15 protein-coding genes are annotated in these 15069 nt (G+C 65.3%); 8 read left to right on the top strand and 7 right to left on the bottom strand.

The window, feature by feature from the left end; translation table 11 throughout:
* Positions 1-20: 20 nt before the first annotated feature.
* Positions 21-740 (top strand): DUF1223 domain-containing protein, encoded by a 720-nt coding sequence (locus AC0J5K_RS10460; RefSeq protein WP_053083342.1) that lies wholly within the window; start codon positions 21-23, stop codon positions 738-740.
* Here AC0J5K_RS10460 and AC0J5K_RS10455 read toward each other — a convergent pair whose 3' ends face one another.
* The 4 genes from AC0J5K_RS10455 to purB form a co-directional block, all read right to left on the bottom strand.
* Positions 741-1628, bottom strand: a complete 888-nt coding sequence (locus tag AC0J5K_RS10455; protein WP_211568848.1) for a DMT family transporter — start codon at positions 1626-1628, stop codon at positions 741-743.
* 57 nt (positions 1629-1685) lie between these two features.
* Positions 1686-2768 (bottom strand): flagellar motor switch protein FliG, encoded by a 1083-nt coding sequence (locus AC0J5K_RS10450; protein ID WP_074835063.1) that lies wholly within the window; start codon positions 2766-2768, stop codon positions 1686-1688.
* 89 nt (positions 2769-2857) lie between these two features.
* Complete coding sequence (locus tag AC0J5K_RS10445) at positions 2858-3010, bottom strand: hypothetical protein (RefSeq protein WP_274563006.1); 153 nt, start codon at positions 3008-3010, stop codon at positions 2858-2860.
* Positions 3011-3098: 88 nt separating this feature from the next.
* On the bottom strand, positions 3099-4406 hold the full coding sequence (gene purB / locus AC0J5K_RS10440; protein WP_048531056.1) for an adenylosuccinate lyase: 1308 nt from the start codon (positions 4404-4406) through the stop codon (positions 3099-3101).
* Positions 4407-4600: 194 nt separating this feature from the next.
* On the opposite strand from purB, the gene AC0J5K_RS10435 reads away from it, so the two are divergent.
* A complete protein-coding gene (locus AC0J5K_RS10435) occupies positions 4601-5755 on the top strand; it encodes a sugar-transfer associated ATP-grasp domain-containing protein (RefSeq protein ID WP_274563007.1) in 1155 nt (384 codons plus the stop codon).
* A 73-nt stretch (positions 5756-5828) separates the two neighbouring features.
* Here the strand turns inward: AC0J5K_RS10435 and AC0J5K_RS10430 are convergent, their stop codons facing one another.
* Entirely contained in the window at positions 5829-7043 is a 1215-nt protein-coding gene (locus AC0J5K_RS10430) for a bifunctional alpha/beta hydrolase/OsmC family protein (RefSeq protein WP_274563008.1), read from the bottom strand.
* A gap of 156 nt (positions 7044-7199) precedes the next feature.
* Between AC0J5K_RS10430 and AC0J5K_RS10425 the strand changes: the two genes are divergently transcribed.
* Positions 7200-7496: an antibiotic biosynthesis monooxygenase family protein gene (locus AC0J5K_RS10425; RefSeq protein ID WP_274563009.1), complete on the top strand. Its 297-nt coding sequence runs from the start codon at positions 7200-7202 to the stop codon at positions 7494-7496.
* 51 nt (positions 7497-7547) lie between these two features.
* On the opposite strand, the gene mnmA is transcribed toward AC0J5K_RS10425, so the two are convergent.
* Positions 7548-8693: a tRNA 2-thiouridine(34) synthase MnmA gene (gene mnmA, locus AC0J5K_RS10420; RefSeq protein ID WP_274563010.1), complete on the bottom strand. Its 1146-nt coding sequence runs from the start codon at positions 8691-8693 to the stop codon at positions 7548-7550.
* 124 nt (positions 8694-8817) lie between these two features.
* Between mnmA and sciP the strand changes: the two genes are divergently transcribed.
* The 5 genes from sciP (at position 8818) to AC0J5K_RS10395 (ending at position 14414) form a co-directional block, all read left to right on the top strand.
* Positions 8818-9096 carry a CtrA inhibitor SciP gene (gene sciP / locus AC0J5K_RS10415; protein WP_048533738.1) on the top strand — a complete coding sequence of 93 codons (279 nt, stop codon included), beginning with the start codon at positions 8818-8820 and terminating at the stop codon, positions 9094-9096.
* A 96-nt stretch (positions 9097-9192) separates the two neighbouring features.
* Entirely contained in the window at positions 9193-9912 is a 720-nt protein-coding gene (ctrA, locus tag AC0J5K_RS10410) for a response regulator transcription factor CtrA (protein ID WP_274563011.1), read from the top strand.
* 74 nt (positions 9913-9986) lie between these two features.
* On the top strand, positions 9987-12104 hold the full coding sequence (gene ligA, locus AC0J5K_RS10405; protein WP_274563012.1) for an NAD-dependent DNA ligase LigA: 2118 nt from the start codon (positions 9987-9989) through the stop codon (positions 12102-12104).
* The gene (gene recG, locus AC0J5K_RS10400; RefSeq protein ID WP_274563013.1) at positions 12101-14191 is read left to right on the top strand and encodes an ATP-dependent DNA helicase RecG; all 2091 of its coding nucleotides are present in this window, start codon (positions 12101-12103) and stop codon (positions 14189-14191) included. The genes ligA and recG overlap by 4 nt, the downstream gene beginning before the upstream one ends.
* A gap of 100 nt (positions 14192-14291) precedes the next feature.
* Positions 14292-14414, top strand: coding sequence for a hypothetical protein (locus AC0J5K_RS10395; protein ID WP_274563014.1), 123 nt, complete (start codon positions 14292-14294; stop codon positions 14412-14414).
* A 187-nt stretch (positions 14415-14601) separates the two neighbouring features.
* Here the strand turns inward: AC0J5K_RS10395 and AC0J5K_RS10390 are convergent, their stop codons facing one another.
* Positions 14602-15048: an iron-sulfur cluster assembly scaffold protein gene (locus AC0J5K_RS10390; protein WP_074835053.1), complete on the bottom strand. Its 447-nt coding sequence runs from the start codon at positions 15046-15048 to the stop codon at positions 14602-14604.
* Positions 15049-15069 lie beyond the last annotated feature (21 nt).

The raw sequence follows: 15069 nt of genomic DNA, 5'->3' as shown, positions 1-15069 counted from the left end.
CGACGAAACGGGGAAATTGAATGCGGTTGAACTTGATCCTTGGCGCTGCGGCCTTTGGGGTGGCAGGGGTTCTGAGCACGGGACAGGCGCGGGCGCAGTCCGAGGCCGAACCCGGAACGCCGGTGGTGGTCGAGCTATTCACGTCGCAGGGATGTTCCGCCTGTCCGCCCGCGGATGAGTTGCTGCATAAACTCGCGGCGCGCGACGATGTCATCGCGCTGGCGTTGCATGTGGATTACTGGGATTACATCGGCTGGAAAGACCGCTTTGCCCTGCCCGGGCACACTCGGCGCCAGAAGGGCTATGCCAAGGCGGCGGGGCGGCGGATGATCTATACGCCGCAGATGATCATCAACGGCGTCGATCACGTGGTCGGCAACCATCCGATGGATGTTAGCGATCTGATCGCGTTGCACGAGGCGCGGTCGCGGCCTGTGGCGCTCGAGCTCGAGACGGCGGGGGGCAAGACCATTCTGACCCTGCGCGCCACCGGTGAGGTGAGCGGCGAGATCCAGGTGATGCTGGTGGATTACGATCCCGAGGCGACGGTCGAGATCACCCGGGGCGAGAATGCCGGGCGCACGATCAGCTATGCCAATATCGTCGAGAGCTGGCAGGAACTGGGTGTCTGGGACGGCAGCGCCGAATTCCGCACCGAGCTTCCCGAGGTGAGCTCTGCCGCGATCCTGGTGCAAAAGGCGGGTTACGGCCCGATGCTGGCGGCCCGCAACCTGCCGTGATCACGCCGGTTTGGCGTGGGTCTCGCGATACCAGACGTAAATTCCCGACACTACGATGATCGAGGCGCCCAGGATGGTGGCCCTGTCCGGATATTCGCCAAAGATCAGCGCACCCCAGAGGGTGGCAAATAGCAGACCGCAATAGGTGAAAGGCGCCAGGGTTCCGGCCTCGGCGATCTGAAGCGCGCGGATCAGCAGAAGCTGGCCGGCGGCGGCAATCCCGCCGATCACCGCGATCAGCCCGAAGGACGTGGCGTCGCTGGGCATTTCGCCGACAACCGGCAGCAGACCCGTCATCACCACGCCGCCGAAGGCCGCGGTATACAGCAGCGAGGTCCAGGCATCCTCGTCGCGGCCGACAAACCGGGTGAGCAGGGCATAGGCCGAGAAGAACAGCGCCGCGCCCAGCGGAAAGATCGCGGCCGGGCTGAAGACATCGGTGCCGGGGCGGATGATGATCAGCGCGCCGATCAGCGCGGCGCCGATGCCCAGGGCGCGGCGCAGCCCGATCTTTTCGCCCAGAAACAGCGCGCCGCCCAGGGTGATCAGCACCGGGTTCAGATCCATGATTGCTGTGTTTTCGGCCAGGCCGATACGGGCCAGGCCGTTGAAAAAGCAGAAAGTCGCGGCAAAGAGGCAGATCGAGCGCAAAAGCTGGAGCAGCGGATACCGGGTGCGCAGCGTCGCGCCCAGCCGGGGCAGGACCAGAAGAAAGACGATCATCGTCTGCCCGGCATAACGCGCCCAGAGCGTGGTCGGCACGCCGACCCGGGTGGTCAGCTCCTTGGCGCAGGCATCCAGGATGGAAAACAGCAGCATGGTGCCGATCATCAAGAGGATGCCGCGCGCGGCGTCCGTGCGGGGACGGGGGATCTGTGCGAAAGCCATGCGTCAGGCTTACGGCGCTTTTCCCGGGGTGTCCATTGGCGCTGACGCCGTTTGGTATCAGGCCTCTTCCTCGTCGGTGATCAGGGTGATGGTGCCGGCATCGGCCTGCCGCCGGATCACGGCCACCACCGCATTCATCGCCGCCTCCGCCGCCTTGGGTTTCTGATCGCCCACCTCGTTCATTTCGTCGCGCAGGCTTTCGGCCATGCGTTTCGACATGTTGCCGAGCAGGAATTCGACGATCTTCTCGAGCCCACCGGCGCTGGCGGCGGCCAGCGCGGCGGCCAGGGTCTCGGCATCGACCTCGCGCATGATGACGGGAACATCGCCGGGACGGACCCGGTCGCCGATGTTCTCGAAGGTAAAGATCGCCTTGCGCACCTGCCCGGCGAAAGTCTCGTCCTGTTCCTCGAGCCCGCTGAGCAGGGCGTCGCGGGTGGCGGCGGGCGAGGAGTTGAGGATGGCGCCGACCCGGGCCACCGGCGCCGCCTTGAAAGCGCGTACCGGATCACGGTCGAGCTGGCTGGCCAGCGACAGCCCGATCCGGTCCACCGCCTCGGGCGTCACATTGGCGGTGCGCGAGACCGCATAGGTGATCCGCCGCGCCTCTGGCCCCGCCATCTGCGACAGGATGTCCGCCGCCATCGCGGTGTCGAGCTTCGACAGCAGGACCGCCGCGACCTCGGTGCTTTCGCTGGTGATGAAGTCGAGCAGGCGCGGCGCGGGCAGGGCGCGGATGCGCATCCAGGGATCGCCGGTCTGGCGCACCCCGGCCTCCTTGCGCAGGCGGGCGGCGGTCTGAGGCGAGATCTTGCCGTCGAGCGCCGACAGCGCCCCGGCGATGCCGCCGGCGAAATGCAGGCCGATCGATTCCAGCTCGTCGGCGAATTCGCTGACCACATCGGCCAGGGTCGCCCGGTCGACATAGCGCATGGCGCCCATCTGCTGGGTCAGATCCTCCTGCAAGCCTTCGGGCAGTTCGGACAGCGGCACCTCGGTGCCCTCGTTGACCAGCAGTCGCACAATGATCGCGGCCTTCTGCTTGCGCGACAGGCTGGTGGCGCGCGAGCGACCGGCATTGGCCCCGACCGTGGCGCCGCGGACCGATGGCAGATTGTTCGTGGTGGCGAGTTCGCTCATCCCTGGGTCTCCGGCAGAATCTGGGGTTCAGATAGCCGGAGAAGGGTGAAGAAATGCTGAAGCCGCACCGATGGCGGCGCGGCTTGCTGTCAGCTTGTCGTCCGTTCGACGCAGGCGCCGGCTGCCTGATCCCAGACGGTGCCTTCGGCGCAGGACATCGCCTGATGGCCGCCAAAGCAACTGGCATAGCCGATCACCGGAAGCGCGGTCAGAAACACGGTACAGATTACGGATTTGAACATCGAAACTCTCCCTGGGTGCGGGCGGAGCGGGCTCCGCCGTTCCCCGAGGGTAGCATGGACTGGGATTCGCTCAAAATCCCCGGGCGCATCAGCCTTCGCCGAAGACCCGCTTGAAGATCGTGTCGACATGTTTGGTGTGATAACCCATGTCGAATTTCTCCTTGATGCCGTCCTCGCCCAGCGCCTCGACGACCGCATCGTCGGCCAGAAGCTGTTCCTGGAAATCGACGCGCTCTTCCCAGACCTTGAGCGCATTGCGCTGCACCATGGCATAGGCATCCTCGCGCGAGACGCCGGCCTGGGTCAGCGCCAGAAGCACCCGCTGGCTCATCACCAGGCCGGGGAACTTGTTCATGTTGTCGAGCATGTTGTCGGGGAAGATCAGCATCTTCTCGACCACGCCGGCCAGCCGGTGCAGGGCAAAGTCAAGCGTGATCGTGGCATCCGGGCCGATGGCGCGTTCGACCGAGGAATGCGAGATGTCGCGTTCGTGCCAGAGCGCCACGTTTTCCATTGCCGGGATCACCGCCATGCGCACCAGACGCGCCAGGCCGGTCAGGTTCTCGGTCAGCACCGGGTTCTTCTTGTGCGGCATCGCCGAAGAGCCCTTCTGGCCCATCGAGAAGAATTCCGCGCCCTCCAGCACCTCGGTGCGCTGCATGTGGCGGATTTCCACCGCGATGTTTTCGATCGACGAGGCGATGACGCCGAGCACGGCAAAGAACATGGCGTGGCGGTCGCGCGGGATCACCTGCGTGCTGATCGGCTCGGGCGAGAGACCCATCTGCGCGCAGACATGTTCCTCGACCGCCGGGTCGATATTGGCGAAAGTGCCGACCGCGCCCGAGATCGCGCCGGTGGCGATCTCTTCACGCGCCGCCACCAGGCGGGCGCGGTTGCGGTCCATCTCGGCATAGAAGCGCGCGAAGGTCAGCCCCATGGTGGTGGGCTCGGCATGGATGCCGTGGCTGCGGCCGACGCGCACGGTGTCCTTGTGCTCCAGCGCGCGGGTCTTGAGCGCGGCCAGAACCCGGTCCATGCCTTTGAGCAGCAGGTCGGAGGCGCGCACAAGCTGCACGTTCAGCGTGGTGTCGAGCACATCCGACGAGGTCATGCCCTGATGCACGAACCGCGCCTCTTCGCTGCCCACGTGCTCGGCCAGATGGGTGAGAAAGGCGATGACGTCATGTTTGGTGACCGCCTCGATCTCGTCGATCCGGGCGACGTCGAATTCCACGTCCTTGGCCTTCCACACCGCATCGGCGTTCTCCTGCGGGATCACGCCGAGCTTGGCCTGCGCGTCGCAGGCATGGGCCTCGATCTCGAACCAGATGCGGAACTTGGTGGCGGGCTCCCAGATCGCGGTCATCTCGGGGCGGGAATAGCGGGGGATCATCTGGTCGTCCTCTCGGGCTGGTCACGGGCGTTTGCGCGGCGTCATACGCCCAAGCTGACGGGGGGACAAGAGGACGTGGCATTGCTGCAAGTTTCGGGGAATTTTCCCCAAAGCGGCGACGGCCGGCCCCATTTTCGCCCCATTGTTGCGGAAATGAAGTCAGTGACCGCAAAAAAGGCGAAGAGGATAAGGGCATGTCCGACGCAACGCTCACCGCAGGCCATGAGACCGGGGCCATCGTGGCCCGCGATCAGCAGAGGTATTCCGCCAAACACGAATACAACAAGACCGAGCTGATCGCCCATGCGGCGCGGGCCTCAGGGCGCAGCGCCTTCGGTATCGGCATGGAGGCGGCCAAATTCCGCAAGGGGCGGCAGAAGATCGAGCTCGACGAATACGTCAAGTTCCGGCTCTACGATGCCGAGGCCCACAGCGAGCAGGAGCGCGGAGAATTCATCTCATGGCTGTTGCAGAACGCCATCATCCACGAAGTCAACGACTTGCACTGGTTTGCGGTGACCGAGGACAAGTGGCTTTCGGCCAAGCTGCTGGAGGCCGACGGGCTGCCGGTGCCGCAGACCCTGGGGGTGATCGACCGGACCGGCCGCGCCTATCACGGCAGCGCGCCACTATCCGGCCCGCAGACACTGCGCGCGGCAATTGGCGGCGGGCTCGATGGTCCGCTGTTCGGCAAGAACATGCGGGGGCTGGGCTCGGTCGGCGTCTTCACCATCCTGTCGGCCGATTGCGAAGGGCTGATGCTGCGCGACCACGGTCCGATGTCCTACGAGCATTTCTTTGCCAGCATCATCGGCGAAAACGCCTTCATCTTGCAGAAATTTGTCAGCAATTGCGGCTTTCTGCGCGAGTATACCGATACCACCGCCACGGTGCGGGTGGTCAACATGGTGGATGGCGACGGCGTCTTTGTGCCGGCGGCGGTGCTCAAGCTGCCGTCGCAGCGCAACCAGGCCGACAATTTCTGGCGCGACGGCAACATGCTCTGCGATATCGACCCGGAGACCGGTGAAATCCGCACGCTGGTGCAATCCGAAGGGCCGGAGCTGCGCCATCTCGAAGCGCACCCCGAAACCGGCAAGGCGATCCTCGGCCAGCGCCTGCCGCATTGGGAGGCGCTGCGCGAGGTCAACGAACGGGTGGCGCGCCTGCATGCGCCGCTGCGCTATCAGAGCACCGATATCGCGCTGACCGATGCCGGCCCTGTGGTGATCGAGGTCAACGCCGGCTCGTCCTTCACCCTGCCACAATATGCCAAGGGCAAGGGCTTCATGACGCCGAAGGTGCGCCAGATGTTCCGCAGCTGGGGCAGCAAGATCGTCTGGGAATAGGGCGCCGGGGTTTCCGGGGGCGACCCGATCCGTCAATGGCTCAGTGCCGATCTGTCGACGGATCGGCCGGCGGTCACTCCGCCGCCTCGGTGATCACCACCGAGGTCCGCTCCAGGGTTCGGTGCACCGGGCATTTGTCGGCGATCTCCAGCAGCTTGGCGCGTTGCTCCGCGCTCAGGTCACCCTCCAGCCGGATCAGCCGCTTGAAGTGATCGGCCTTGGTGTCGCTGCGGGACTGCGCGTCCTGTGCATGCACCTTGTCATGACAGACATCGACGCTGACATGGGTCAGCGGCCAGCCCTTGCGGCGGGCATACATGCGGATCGTCATCGAGGTGCAGGCGCCGAGACCGGCCGAGAGAAAGCCGTAAGGCGACATGCCGCGATTGGTGCCGCCATAGGCCTCGGGCTCATCCGCCAGAACGTGGTGGAACGGGCCGTCGTTGACGTCTTGAAGAAAGCCATCGGCATCGGCCTCCGCAACCCGCACGATGCCCTCGGGCGCGCCGGGGGGCGGGGCGGGCGGCTTGAGGTCGAGATAACGCCCGGCCCAGGCGGCGATCACCTCGGCGGCATATTCCGCGTCACAGGGGCGGCTGAGCAGATGGTCGGCATCGTCGAGCGTGACGAAGCTCTTGGGATGTTTCGCGGCCATGAAGATATTGGCGGCATTCTCGATCCCCACCACCTCGTCCCGCGGTGCATGCAGCACCAGAAGCGCCCGGCGCAGACCGGCGATGGAGGGCGCGAGAGACTGTGCCGAGACATCCTCGACGAAATCGCGGCCGATCTCGATGCGGTGGCCGCCCAGCGTGACCTCGGCCGCGCCGGAGGCGGCGATCTCGTCCAGGGCGCCGCCGAAATTCTGGGTGACATGGCCGGGGTCGAATGGCGCGCCCAGCGTCGCCACCGCCTTGACCGACGGCAGCCGCTCGGCCGCGCGCAGCACCGCCGCGCCACCCAGCGAATGGCCGATCAGCAGCGATGGCGTCAGCCCGCGATCGGACAGCGCGGCACAGGCAGCCTCCAGATCCTCGATATTGCTGGAAAATGTGGTCTCGGCAAAGCTGCCCTCAGACTGGCCCAGCCCGGTGAAATCAAACCGCAACACGGCGATGCCCATGGCCGCCAGCCGGCCGGCGATGCGGCGCGCGGCCGGAATGTCCTTGGAGCAGGTGAAGCAATGCGCAAAGAGCGCCGTGGCCAGATGCGGCCCGTCCGGCAGATCGAGCCGCGCAGCCAGAGGCGCGCCGGAGTGACCCGTGAAGGTGAAGCGTTCGGTGGGCATGGCGGTCCTTTCCAGGGGGCGATACCCGGAGACTAGGGGGCCGGCCGGCGCGGCGCCATGATCATGTCAGTGCTGTCACGAGGGTTTGAGAACGCGCCGCGGAGCCGGGCCGCGATGTGCTAGACTGGGGGTTTCATGGTCGACAGGAGGCACAGCATGATCATGCGCATATTTCAGGTCACCACCCATCCCGGCAAGGAAGCGGAGTTTGCCCGGTTCTTTCATGATACCGCCATTCCGTTGATGCGGGCGACCGACGGCATCGTCGAAGTGCTGCCCGGCGCGCCGCGCGCCGATCATCCGCGCGACTTCGCCTTCGTGATGGTCTGGCGCGATCTCGACGCGCTCAAGGCCTTTGTCGGCGAGGATTACGACAGCCCGCATATCGCCCCCGAAGAGGCCGAGCTGGTGGCCGCGCGCCGTATCGCGCATTACGATCTGGTTCAGGCCTGACGGACGCAGTTGCGGGCATCCGCGACCCGATACGGAGACTGATGTCGGGCCTTACCGCCCGCGCCAGATCCAGCCGCCGCCCAGCACCCGTGTGCCGCTGGTCTCGTAGAAGACGCAGGCCTGTCCGGGCGAGACGCCTTCCTCCGGCGTCAGCAGTTCCACCTCGGCCTCGGTCTCCGACAGCGGCCGCAGCAACGCGGCGCGCGGCGGCCGGGTCGAACGCACCTTGACCGAGATCTCGCGCTCTTGCATGTCGGCAAAGCCGCCACCGCCCAGCCAGTTGACCTCGCGCACCGGGATGGTGCGGGTCGAGAGCATCTCCTTGGGGCCGACAACCACCTGCTTGGCCTCGACATCGAGCCTGACCACGTAAAGCGGCTCGCTCAGCCCGCCGATGCCCAGGCCGCGACGCTGGCCGATGGTGTAATGGATCACCCCGGCATGGTCGCCCAGCACCCGGCCATCGGCATGCACGATCTGCCCCGGTTCGGCCGCGCCGGGGCGCAGTTTTTCGATAACCGATGCGTAGTTGCCGTCTGGCACGAAGCAGATGTCCTGACTGTCGGGTTTGTCGGCCACCGGCAGCCCGTGTTTGGCCGCCAGCCTGCGGGTGTCTTCCTTGCTCTCCAGATGGCCCAGCGGAAAGCGCAGGTAATCGAGCTGTTCCTGGGTGGTGGAGAACAGGAAATAGCTCTGATCGCGCACCGTATCGGCGGCGCAATGCAGCTCGGCGCCAGCCGCGCCCATCTTGCGCTGGATGTAATGGCCGGTGGCCATGCAATCGGCATCGAGATCGCGCGCGGTTTCCAGCAGATCCTTGAACTTGACCCGCTCGTTGCAGCGGATGCAGGGCACCGGGGTGGCGCCGCCCAGGTAGCTGTCGGCAAACTCGTCCATCACCGCATCGCGAAAGACGTTCTCGTAATCCAGCACGTAGTGCGGAAAGCCCATCTCCTCGGCCACCCGGCGGGCATCGTGGATGTCGCGGCCGGCGCAGCAGGCGCCTTTCTTGGCCAGGGCCGCGCCGTGATCGTAGAGTTGCAGGGTGATGCCCACCACGTCATAGCCCTCGCGCGCCAGCTCGGCGGCGACGACAGAGCTGTCGACCCCGCCCGACATCGCCACGACGACGCGGGTCTGCGAGGGGGGCTTGGCAAAGCCGAGGGAATTGAGCGTCTCGGTGGCAAGGGCGGACATGCGAATCTCCATTTCGGAAGTCCGCGAGAATATAGGAAAATCCGAGACACTCTCAAGACCGGCTTTCACCGGCGGTTAAACACCTCCGCCCATGCTCGGGACAAATGAGCTGGACGAGGACGCCATGTACCTGAAGAAAGTCGATGGTCCCCGTGCCGTCACCTTGCCCGATGGCACGGTGATGACGCGCGCCGATCTGCCCGCGGCACAGACCCGCCGCTGGGTCGCCTCGCGCAAGGCGGCGGTGGTGCGCGGGGTGATCTACGGGCTGATTTCGCAGGAAGAGGCACAGAAACGCTATGCAATCTCGGCCGAGGAATTTAGAGAATGGGTAACGGCCGTCACACAGTTCGGCGAAGACGCTTTGAAAGCAACCGCTGTGCAGAAATACAGACAACCGTGAGTTGTGCTATGCATGTTCTCCTGCTACGGTAACGGTCGGTTAACCTTTCTGCCACAGGTTATGATGATAACCGGGCTGTTGATTGGAGACAAGAAAATGCGAGTGTTGCTGGTTGAGGACGATCCAACGACGGCCAAGAGCGTCGAATTGATGTTGACCCATGCCAATCTCAATGTCTATTGCACCGATCTCGGGGAAGAGGGGATCGATCTTGCCAAGCTCTACGACTACGATCTGATCCTTCTCGATCTGGGGCTGCCGGATATGAACGGCCATGAGGTGCTGCGCCAGCTGCGCCTGGCGCGGGTGGAAACGCCGATCCTGATCCTTTCGGGCGCCGACGATACCGACAACAAGCTCAAGGGGTTCGGCTTTGGCGCCGACGATTACCTGACCAAGCCGTTTCACCGCGAAGAGCTTGTGGCCCGCATCCACGCCATCATCCGCCGGTCCAAGGGGCATTCGCAATCGGTCATCCATACCGGCCAGGTCTCGGTCGACCTCGATGCCAAGACGGTGGAGGTGGCGGGGCGGCCGGTGCATCTGACCGGCAAGGAGTACCAGATGCTCGAATTGCTCAGCCTGCGCAAAGGCACGACCCTGACCAAGGAAATGTTTCTCAACCATCTTTATGGCGGAATGGATGAACCGGAGTTGAAAATCATCGACGTTTTCATTTGCAAACTTCGCAAGAAACTCAGCAATGCCACCGGTGGCGACAATTACATCGAGACCGTCTGGGGCCGGGGCTATGTGCTGCGCGATCCCAGCCCGAGCGAGCTTGACGGTGGCGACCGTCTTGCCATCGGCGCCTGACCGGATACCGCGCAAACCGACTGGACCCTGTGCCGCCCGCGCCCTATCACTTGGGAAGATTTGCGGGGGGTTAGATGACGCGCGAGATTGCAGTTTCCGAATTGACCGAAGATCAGGCACGCGAGGAACTCGCGGCGCTGGCCGAGGCGCTGACTGCGGCCAATCTGGCCTATCACGGCGCCGATGCGCCGGAGATCACCGACGCCGATTACGATGCGCTCAAACGCCGCAACGCCGAGATCGAGACGCGATTCCCGGAATTGAAACGGGCCGACAGCCCCTCTGATCAGGTCGGTGCCGCCCCGGCCGAAGGCTTTGCCAAGGTCCGCCACCAGGTGCGGATGATGAGCCTCGGCAATGCCTTCGACGATGCCGACGTGCTGGAATTCGACGCCAGCATCCGCCGCTATCTGAACTGGCCCGCCGATGCCCAGCTGGCCTATACCGCCGAACCCAAGATCGACGGCCTCTCGCTCTCGCTGCGCTATGAAAACGGCACGTTGGTCACTGCCGCCACCCGAGGCGATGGCGAGACGGGCGAGAATGTCACCGTCAATGCCCGCACCATCGACACCATCCCCGAGGTGCTCACCGGCGCGCCCGAGGTGCTCGAGGTGCGCGGCGAGGTGTACATGCGCCACGCCGATTTCGAGGCGCTCAACAAGCGCCAGGTCGAACGCGGCGGCAAGACCTTTGCCAATCCGCGCAATGCCGCCGCCGGCTCGCTGCGTCAGCTCGACCCCGAGATCACCCGCGACCGGCCGCTGGCCTTTTTCGCCTACAGCTGGGGCGTGCTCTCGAACCCGCTGGCCGAAACGCAATCGGGCGCCATCGAAAGGCTGGCGGAGCTGGGGTTTCAGACCAATGCGCTCACCCGCCGCTGCGACACCCCGGCAGAGATGATTGCCCTCTACCGCGAGATCGAGGAACAGCGCGCGACGCTGGGCTATGACATCGACGGTGTGGTCTACAAGATCGACCGGCTCGACCTGCAAGAGCGGCTGGGGTTCCGCTCGACCACGCCGCGCTGGGCCATCGCGCATAAATTCCCTGCCGAACTGGCCTGGACGCGGCTCGAGGCGATCGACATCCAGGTCGGCCGTACCGGCGCGCTCAGCCCGGTGGCGCGACTGACGCCGGTAACGGTGGGCGGTGTCGTCGTCTCCAACGCGACGCTGCACAACGAGGATTACATCGCCGGGCGCGACAGCCGCGGCGGCGAAATCCGCGGCGGCAAGGACATCCGGATCGGCGACTGGGTGCAAATCTATCGCGCCGGCGACGTGATCCCCAAGGTGGCCGATGTCGACCTGTCCAAACGCCCCGAGGGCACCGCCCCCTATGTCTTTCCGGAGACGTGCCCGGAATGTGGATCGGAGGCCGTGCGCGAAGAAGGCGACGCCGTGCGCCGCTGTACCGGCGGGTTGATCTGCCCGGCGCAACAGATTGAAAAGCTGAAGCATTTCGTCTCTCGCTCGGCATTCGACATCGACGGTCTCGGCGCCAAACAGGTCGAGCAATTCTATCGCGACGGCTGGATCGCCGAGCCGGCCGATATCTTCAGCCTGCGCGCACGTTATGGCCAGGGCATGCAGCAGCTGAAAAATCGCGAGGGCTGGGGCGAGAAATCGGCGCAGAAGCTGTTCGATGCCATCGACGAGCGGCGCAAGATTGCGCTGGGCCGGGCGATCTTCGGCCTCGGCATCCGCCATGTCGGCGAACAATCGGCCAATCTCCTGGCCAGCCATTATGGCGCCTGGGCCACCTTTGACCGCGCGATGACCGAGGCGCAGCCGATGGAGGGCCCGGCCTGGGACGACCTGCTCAGCGTCGATGGCGTGGGCCAGGTCATGGCTGCCTCGCTGGTCGCCGCCTTCGGGCAAGAGGCCGAGCGCGCGGCAATCGACAGGCTGGTGGCGCAGCTTGATATCCAGGACGCGGCCAGGCCCGCGGTCGAGGGCAGCCCGGTGGCCGGCATGACCATCGTCTTTACCGGCAGCCTCGAAAAGATGACCCGCGCCGAGGCCAAGGCCCGGGCCGAGGCCCTGGGCGCCAAGGTCTCGGGGTCGGTGTCGAAAAAGACCGATCTGGTGGTCGCCGGGCCGGGGGCCGGATCGAAGGGCAAGAAAGCCGCCGAACTGGGGATCGACATGCTCGACGAAGACGGGTGGCTGGCCCTGATCGGCGCATGAGCAGCCGGCCCGAGCCGTTGTTTCCGCTTTTTGCGGATCTCGAGACGCTGCCCGGTGTCGGCCCCAAGATCGCCAAGTCGCTGGCCGGGCTGGCGATCGAGGCCCCGCGCGACCTGTTGTTCACCCTGCCGCATTCCGGCATCGACCGGCGCAAGCGCGACACGGTGCAGGGCGCCGATCTGCCCGGCGTGGTCACCGTCGAGGTCGAGATCGGCCGCCATGCCGCGCCGCGCAGCCGTTCCGGCGCCTATCGGATCACGGTGCAGGACGCGCAGACCTCGTTCCAGCTCGTCTTTTTCCATGCGCGGGGCGATTATCTGCGTAAAATTCTCCCCAGTGGCGCGCGCCGCGTTGTCTCGGGCAAGGTCGAATTGTTCGATGGCATCGCCCAGATGGTGCACCCCGATCACATCCTGCCGGTGGAAGAGGCGCATGACATCCCCGATTTCGAGCCGGTCTATCCGCTGACCGCCGGGGTGACGCAGAAGGTGATGCACAAGGCGGCGCAGGGGGCGCTGGCCCGGGCGCCCGAGCTGGCGGAATGGATCGAGCCCTCGCTGCTCGGGAAAGAGGGCTGGCCTTCCTGGGGCGAGGCGCTGAGCCAGGCGCATGCCCCGACGGATGCGGCGACACTTTCACCGGGGCATCCGGCGCGGGTGCGGCTGGCCTATGACGAGCTTTTCGCCCATCAGATGACTCTGGCGCTGGCCCGGCAGAACCGCCGCAAGGCGGCCGGGCGGGCCAGTTCCGGAACCGGGGGCTTGCAGCGCAAAGTATTGAAATCCTTACCTTATGCGCCCACCGGGGCACAGGCCCGGGCGATTGCGGATATCGCCGGCGATATGGCGCGCGACAAGCGGATGAACCGGCTGTTGCAGGGGGATGTGGGCGCCGGTAAGACCTTGGTTGCCTTCATGGCGCTGCTGATCACGGTCGAGGCGGGCGGGCAGGGCGTGATGATGGCGCCGACCGAAATCCTGGCTCGGCAGCATCTCGAGGGGTTGCAACCTTTGGCGGCAAGCGCCGGTGTGGTGCTCGAGCTGCTGACCGGGCGGGACAAGGGCGCCGAGCGGGCGGCCAAGCTGGAGTCGTTGAAAAACGGGAAAATTCAGGTGCTTGTCGGCACCCACGCGGTGTTTCAGGAGGATGTGGCCTTTTGCGATCTGCGCCTGGCCGTCATCGATGAACAGCACCGATTCGGCGTGCGGCAGCGGCTGGCGCTGGGGGCCAAGGGCATTCTGGCGGATGTGCTGGTGATGACGGCGACGCCGATCCCGCGCAGCCTCGCGCTGGCGCAATATGGTGACATGGATGTCTCGGTGCTTGACGAAAAACCGCCCGGGCGCAAGCCGATCACCACTGCGCTGGTCTCGACCGAACGGCTGGAGGAGGTGGTGGGCCGCATTCGGGCGGCGGCAGACGACGGGCGGCAGGTCTATTGGGTCTGCCCGCTGGTCGAGGAAAGCGAAACCTCGGACATGACCGCCGCCGAAGAGCGGTTCAAACGGCTGCGCGCGGCGCTCGGCGAGGCCCGGGTCGGGCTGGTGCACGGCCAGATGCCGCCGGCCGAGAAAGACGCGGCAATGGCACGGTTCCAGGCCGGCGAAACCTCGGTGCTGGTGGCGACCACGGTGATCGAGGTCGGCGTGAACGTGCCCAAGGCCACCATCATGGTGATCGAACGCGCCGAGACCTTTGGCCTGGCGCAACTGCACCAGCTGCGCGGCCGGGTGGGCCGTGGCGATCAGGCCTCGACCTGCCTGCTGCTCTACCAGGCGCCGCTTGGCGAAGGCGGGCGCAAGCGGTTGGAAACGTTGCGCAATACCGAGGACGGTTTCATCATCGCCGAAACCGATCTGGAGATGCGCGGGGCCGGTGACGTGATTGGCACGGCGCAATCCGGTCTGCCGCGGTTTCGGGTGGCGGATGTGGAAAGCCAGACCGGTCTGATGGCCACGGCCCAGACCGACGCCCGCGCCTTGCTGACCACCGATCCGACGCTCGAGAGCGGCCGGGGACGGGCGGCGCGCGTTCTGCTCTGGCTGATGCGGCAGGATGAAGCCATTCGTTTGATATCAGTGGGTTAGCGTCTCCATTAGCGGTTTGTTCTCGGATGTTCTCAAAAAGTTCTTTACAGACCGTTGTCCATATGAGAACAAAGAGACAACACCGCAACGGAGACACGCCATGCACAAGAAAGTGACCAAGAGCCGCCGTCGTTTCGATCACAGCTTTCTGCACGACGCCATGGGCGCCGTTTCGCTTGTGTTTCTGTTGGTTGCGGGCCTGCATCTGCCGGCCTTTATCTGAAGGAATTTCCCTGCCTGCGCTCGCGTTCCGCGCGCCTGTCCGATCCGCGCGAACCTGCCTCTTCCCAATCCCCATGGGAGCTCGGGGTCTGCCTCAACACCCCCATTAGGACGCGAGCGCTTGCCTTGGCCGCCTTCTTCGGAAGGCGGCCTTTTTTTGTGCAATCAAAACCTGGATCGACGAGAGATCAGGCGGACACGGCCAGCGCCTCACGCGCGGCTTCGGCGGTGGCCTCGAGCGCCAGCAGGATCGAGGCGTGGCGGTTCTTGTACTCGCGCGCGGGCTCCAGCACCTCGAAACCGTCGAAGGGGGCGGCGGGGATAGGGCCGCCCTCTTTCAGCATGGCGCGCAGTTCCGCCTGGGCCTTTTCCAGTTCTTCGGGGCTGCGCCCGATCACCACCGAGCCCAGCACCGAGGCCGCCGATTGCCCCAGCGCACAGGCCTTGACGTCCTGGCCGAAGTCGGCGACGCGGCCCTCCTTCATCACCACGTCCACCGTCACCGTCGAGCCGCAGAGCGGCGAGCGTTTCTTGACCGTGGCCTCGGGCGCCGCCAGCCGTTCGCTGTGGGGGATATCCGAGGCCAGCGCCAGAATGCGGGCGGAGTAGAGCTTGATCAGATCGGTTTCGGCCATGAGGCTTTCTCTTTTGTCCTG

The sequence above is a fragment of the Marinovum sp. E3 genome (assembly GCF_055755275.1).
This window is presented reverse-complemented; position numbering and strand designations above follow the sequence as displayed.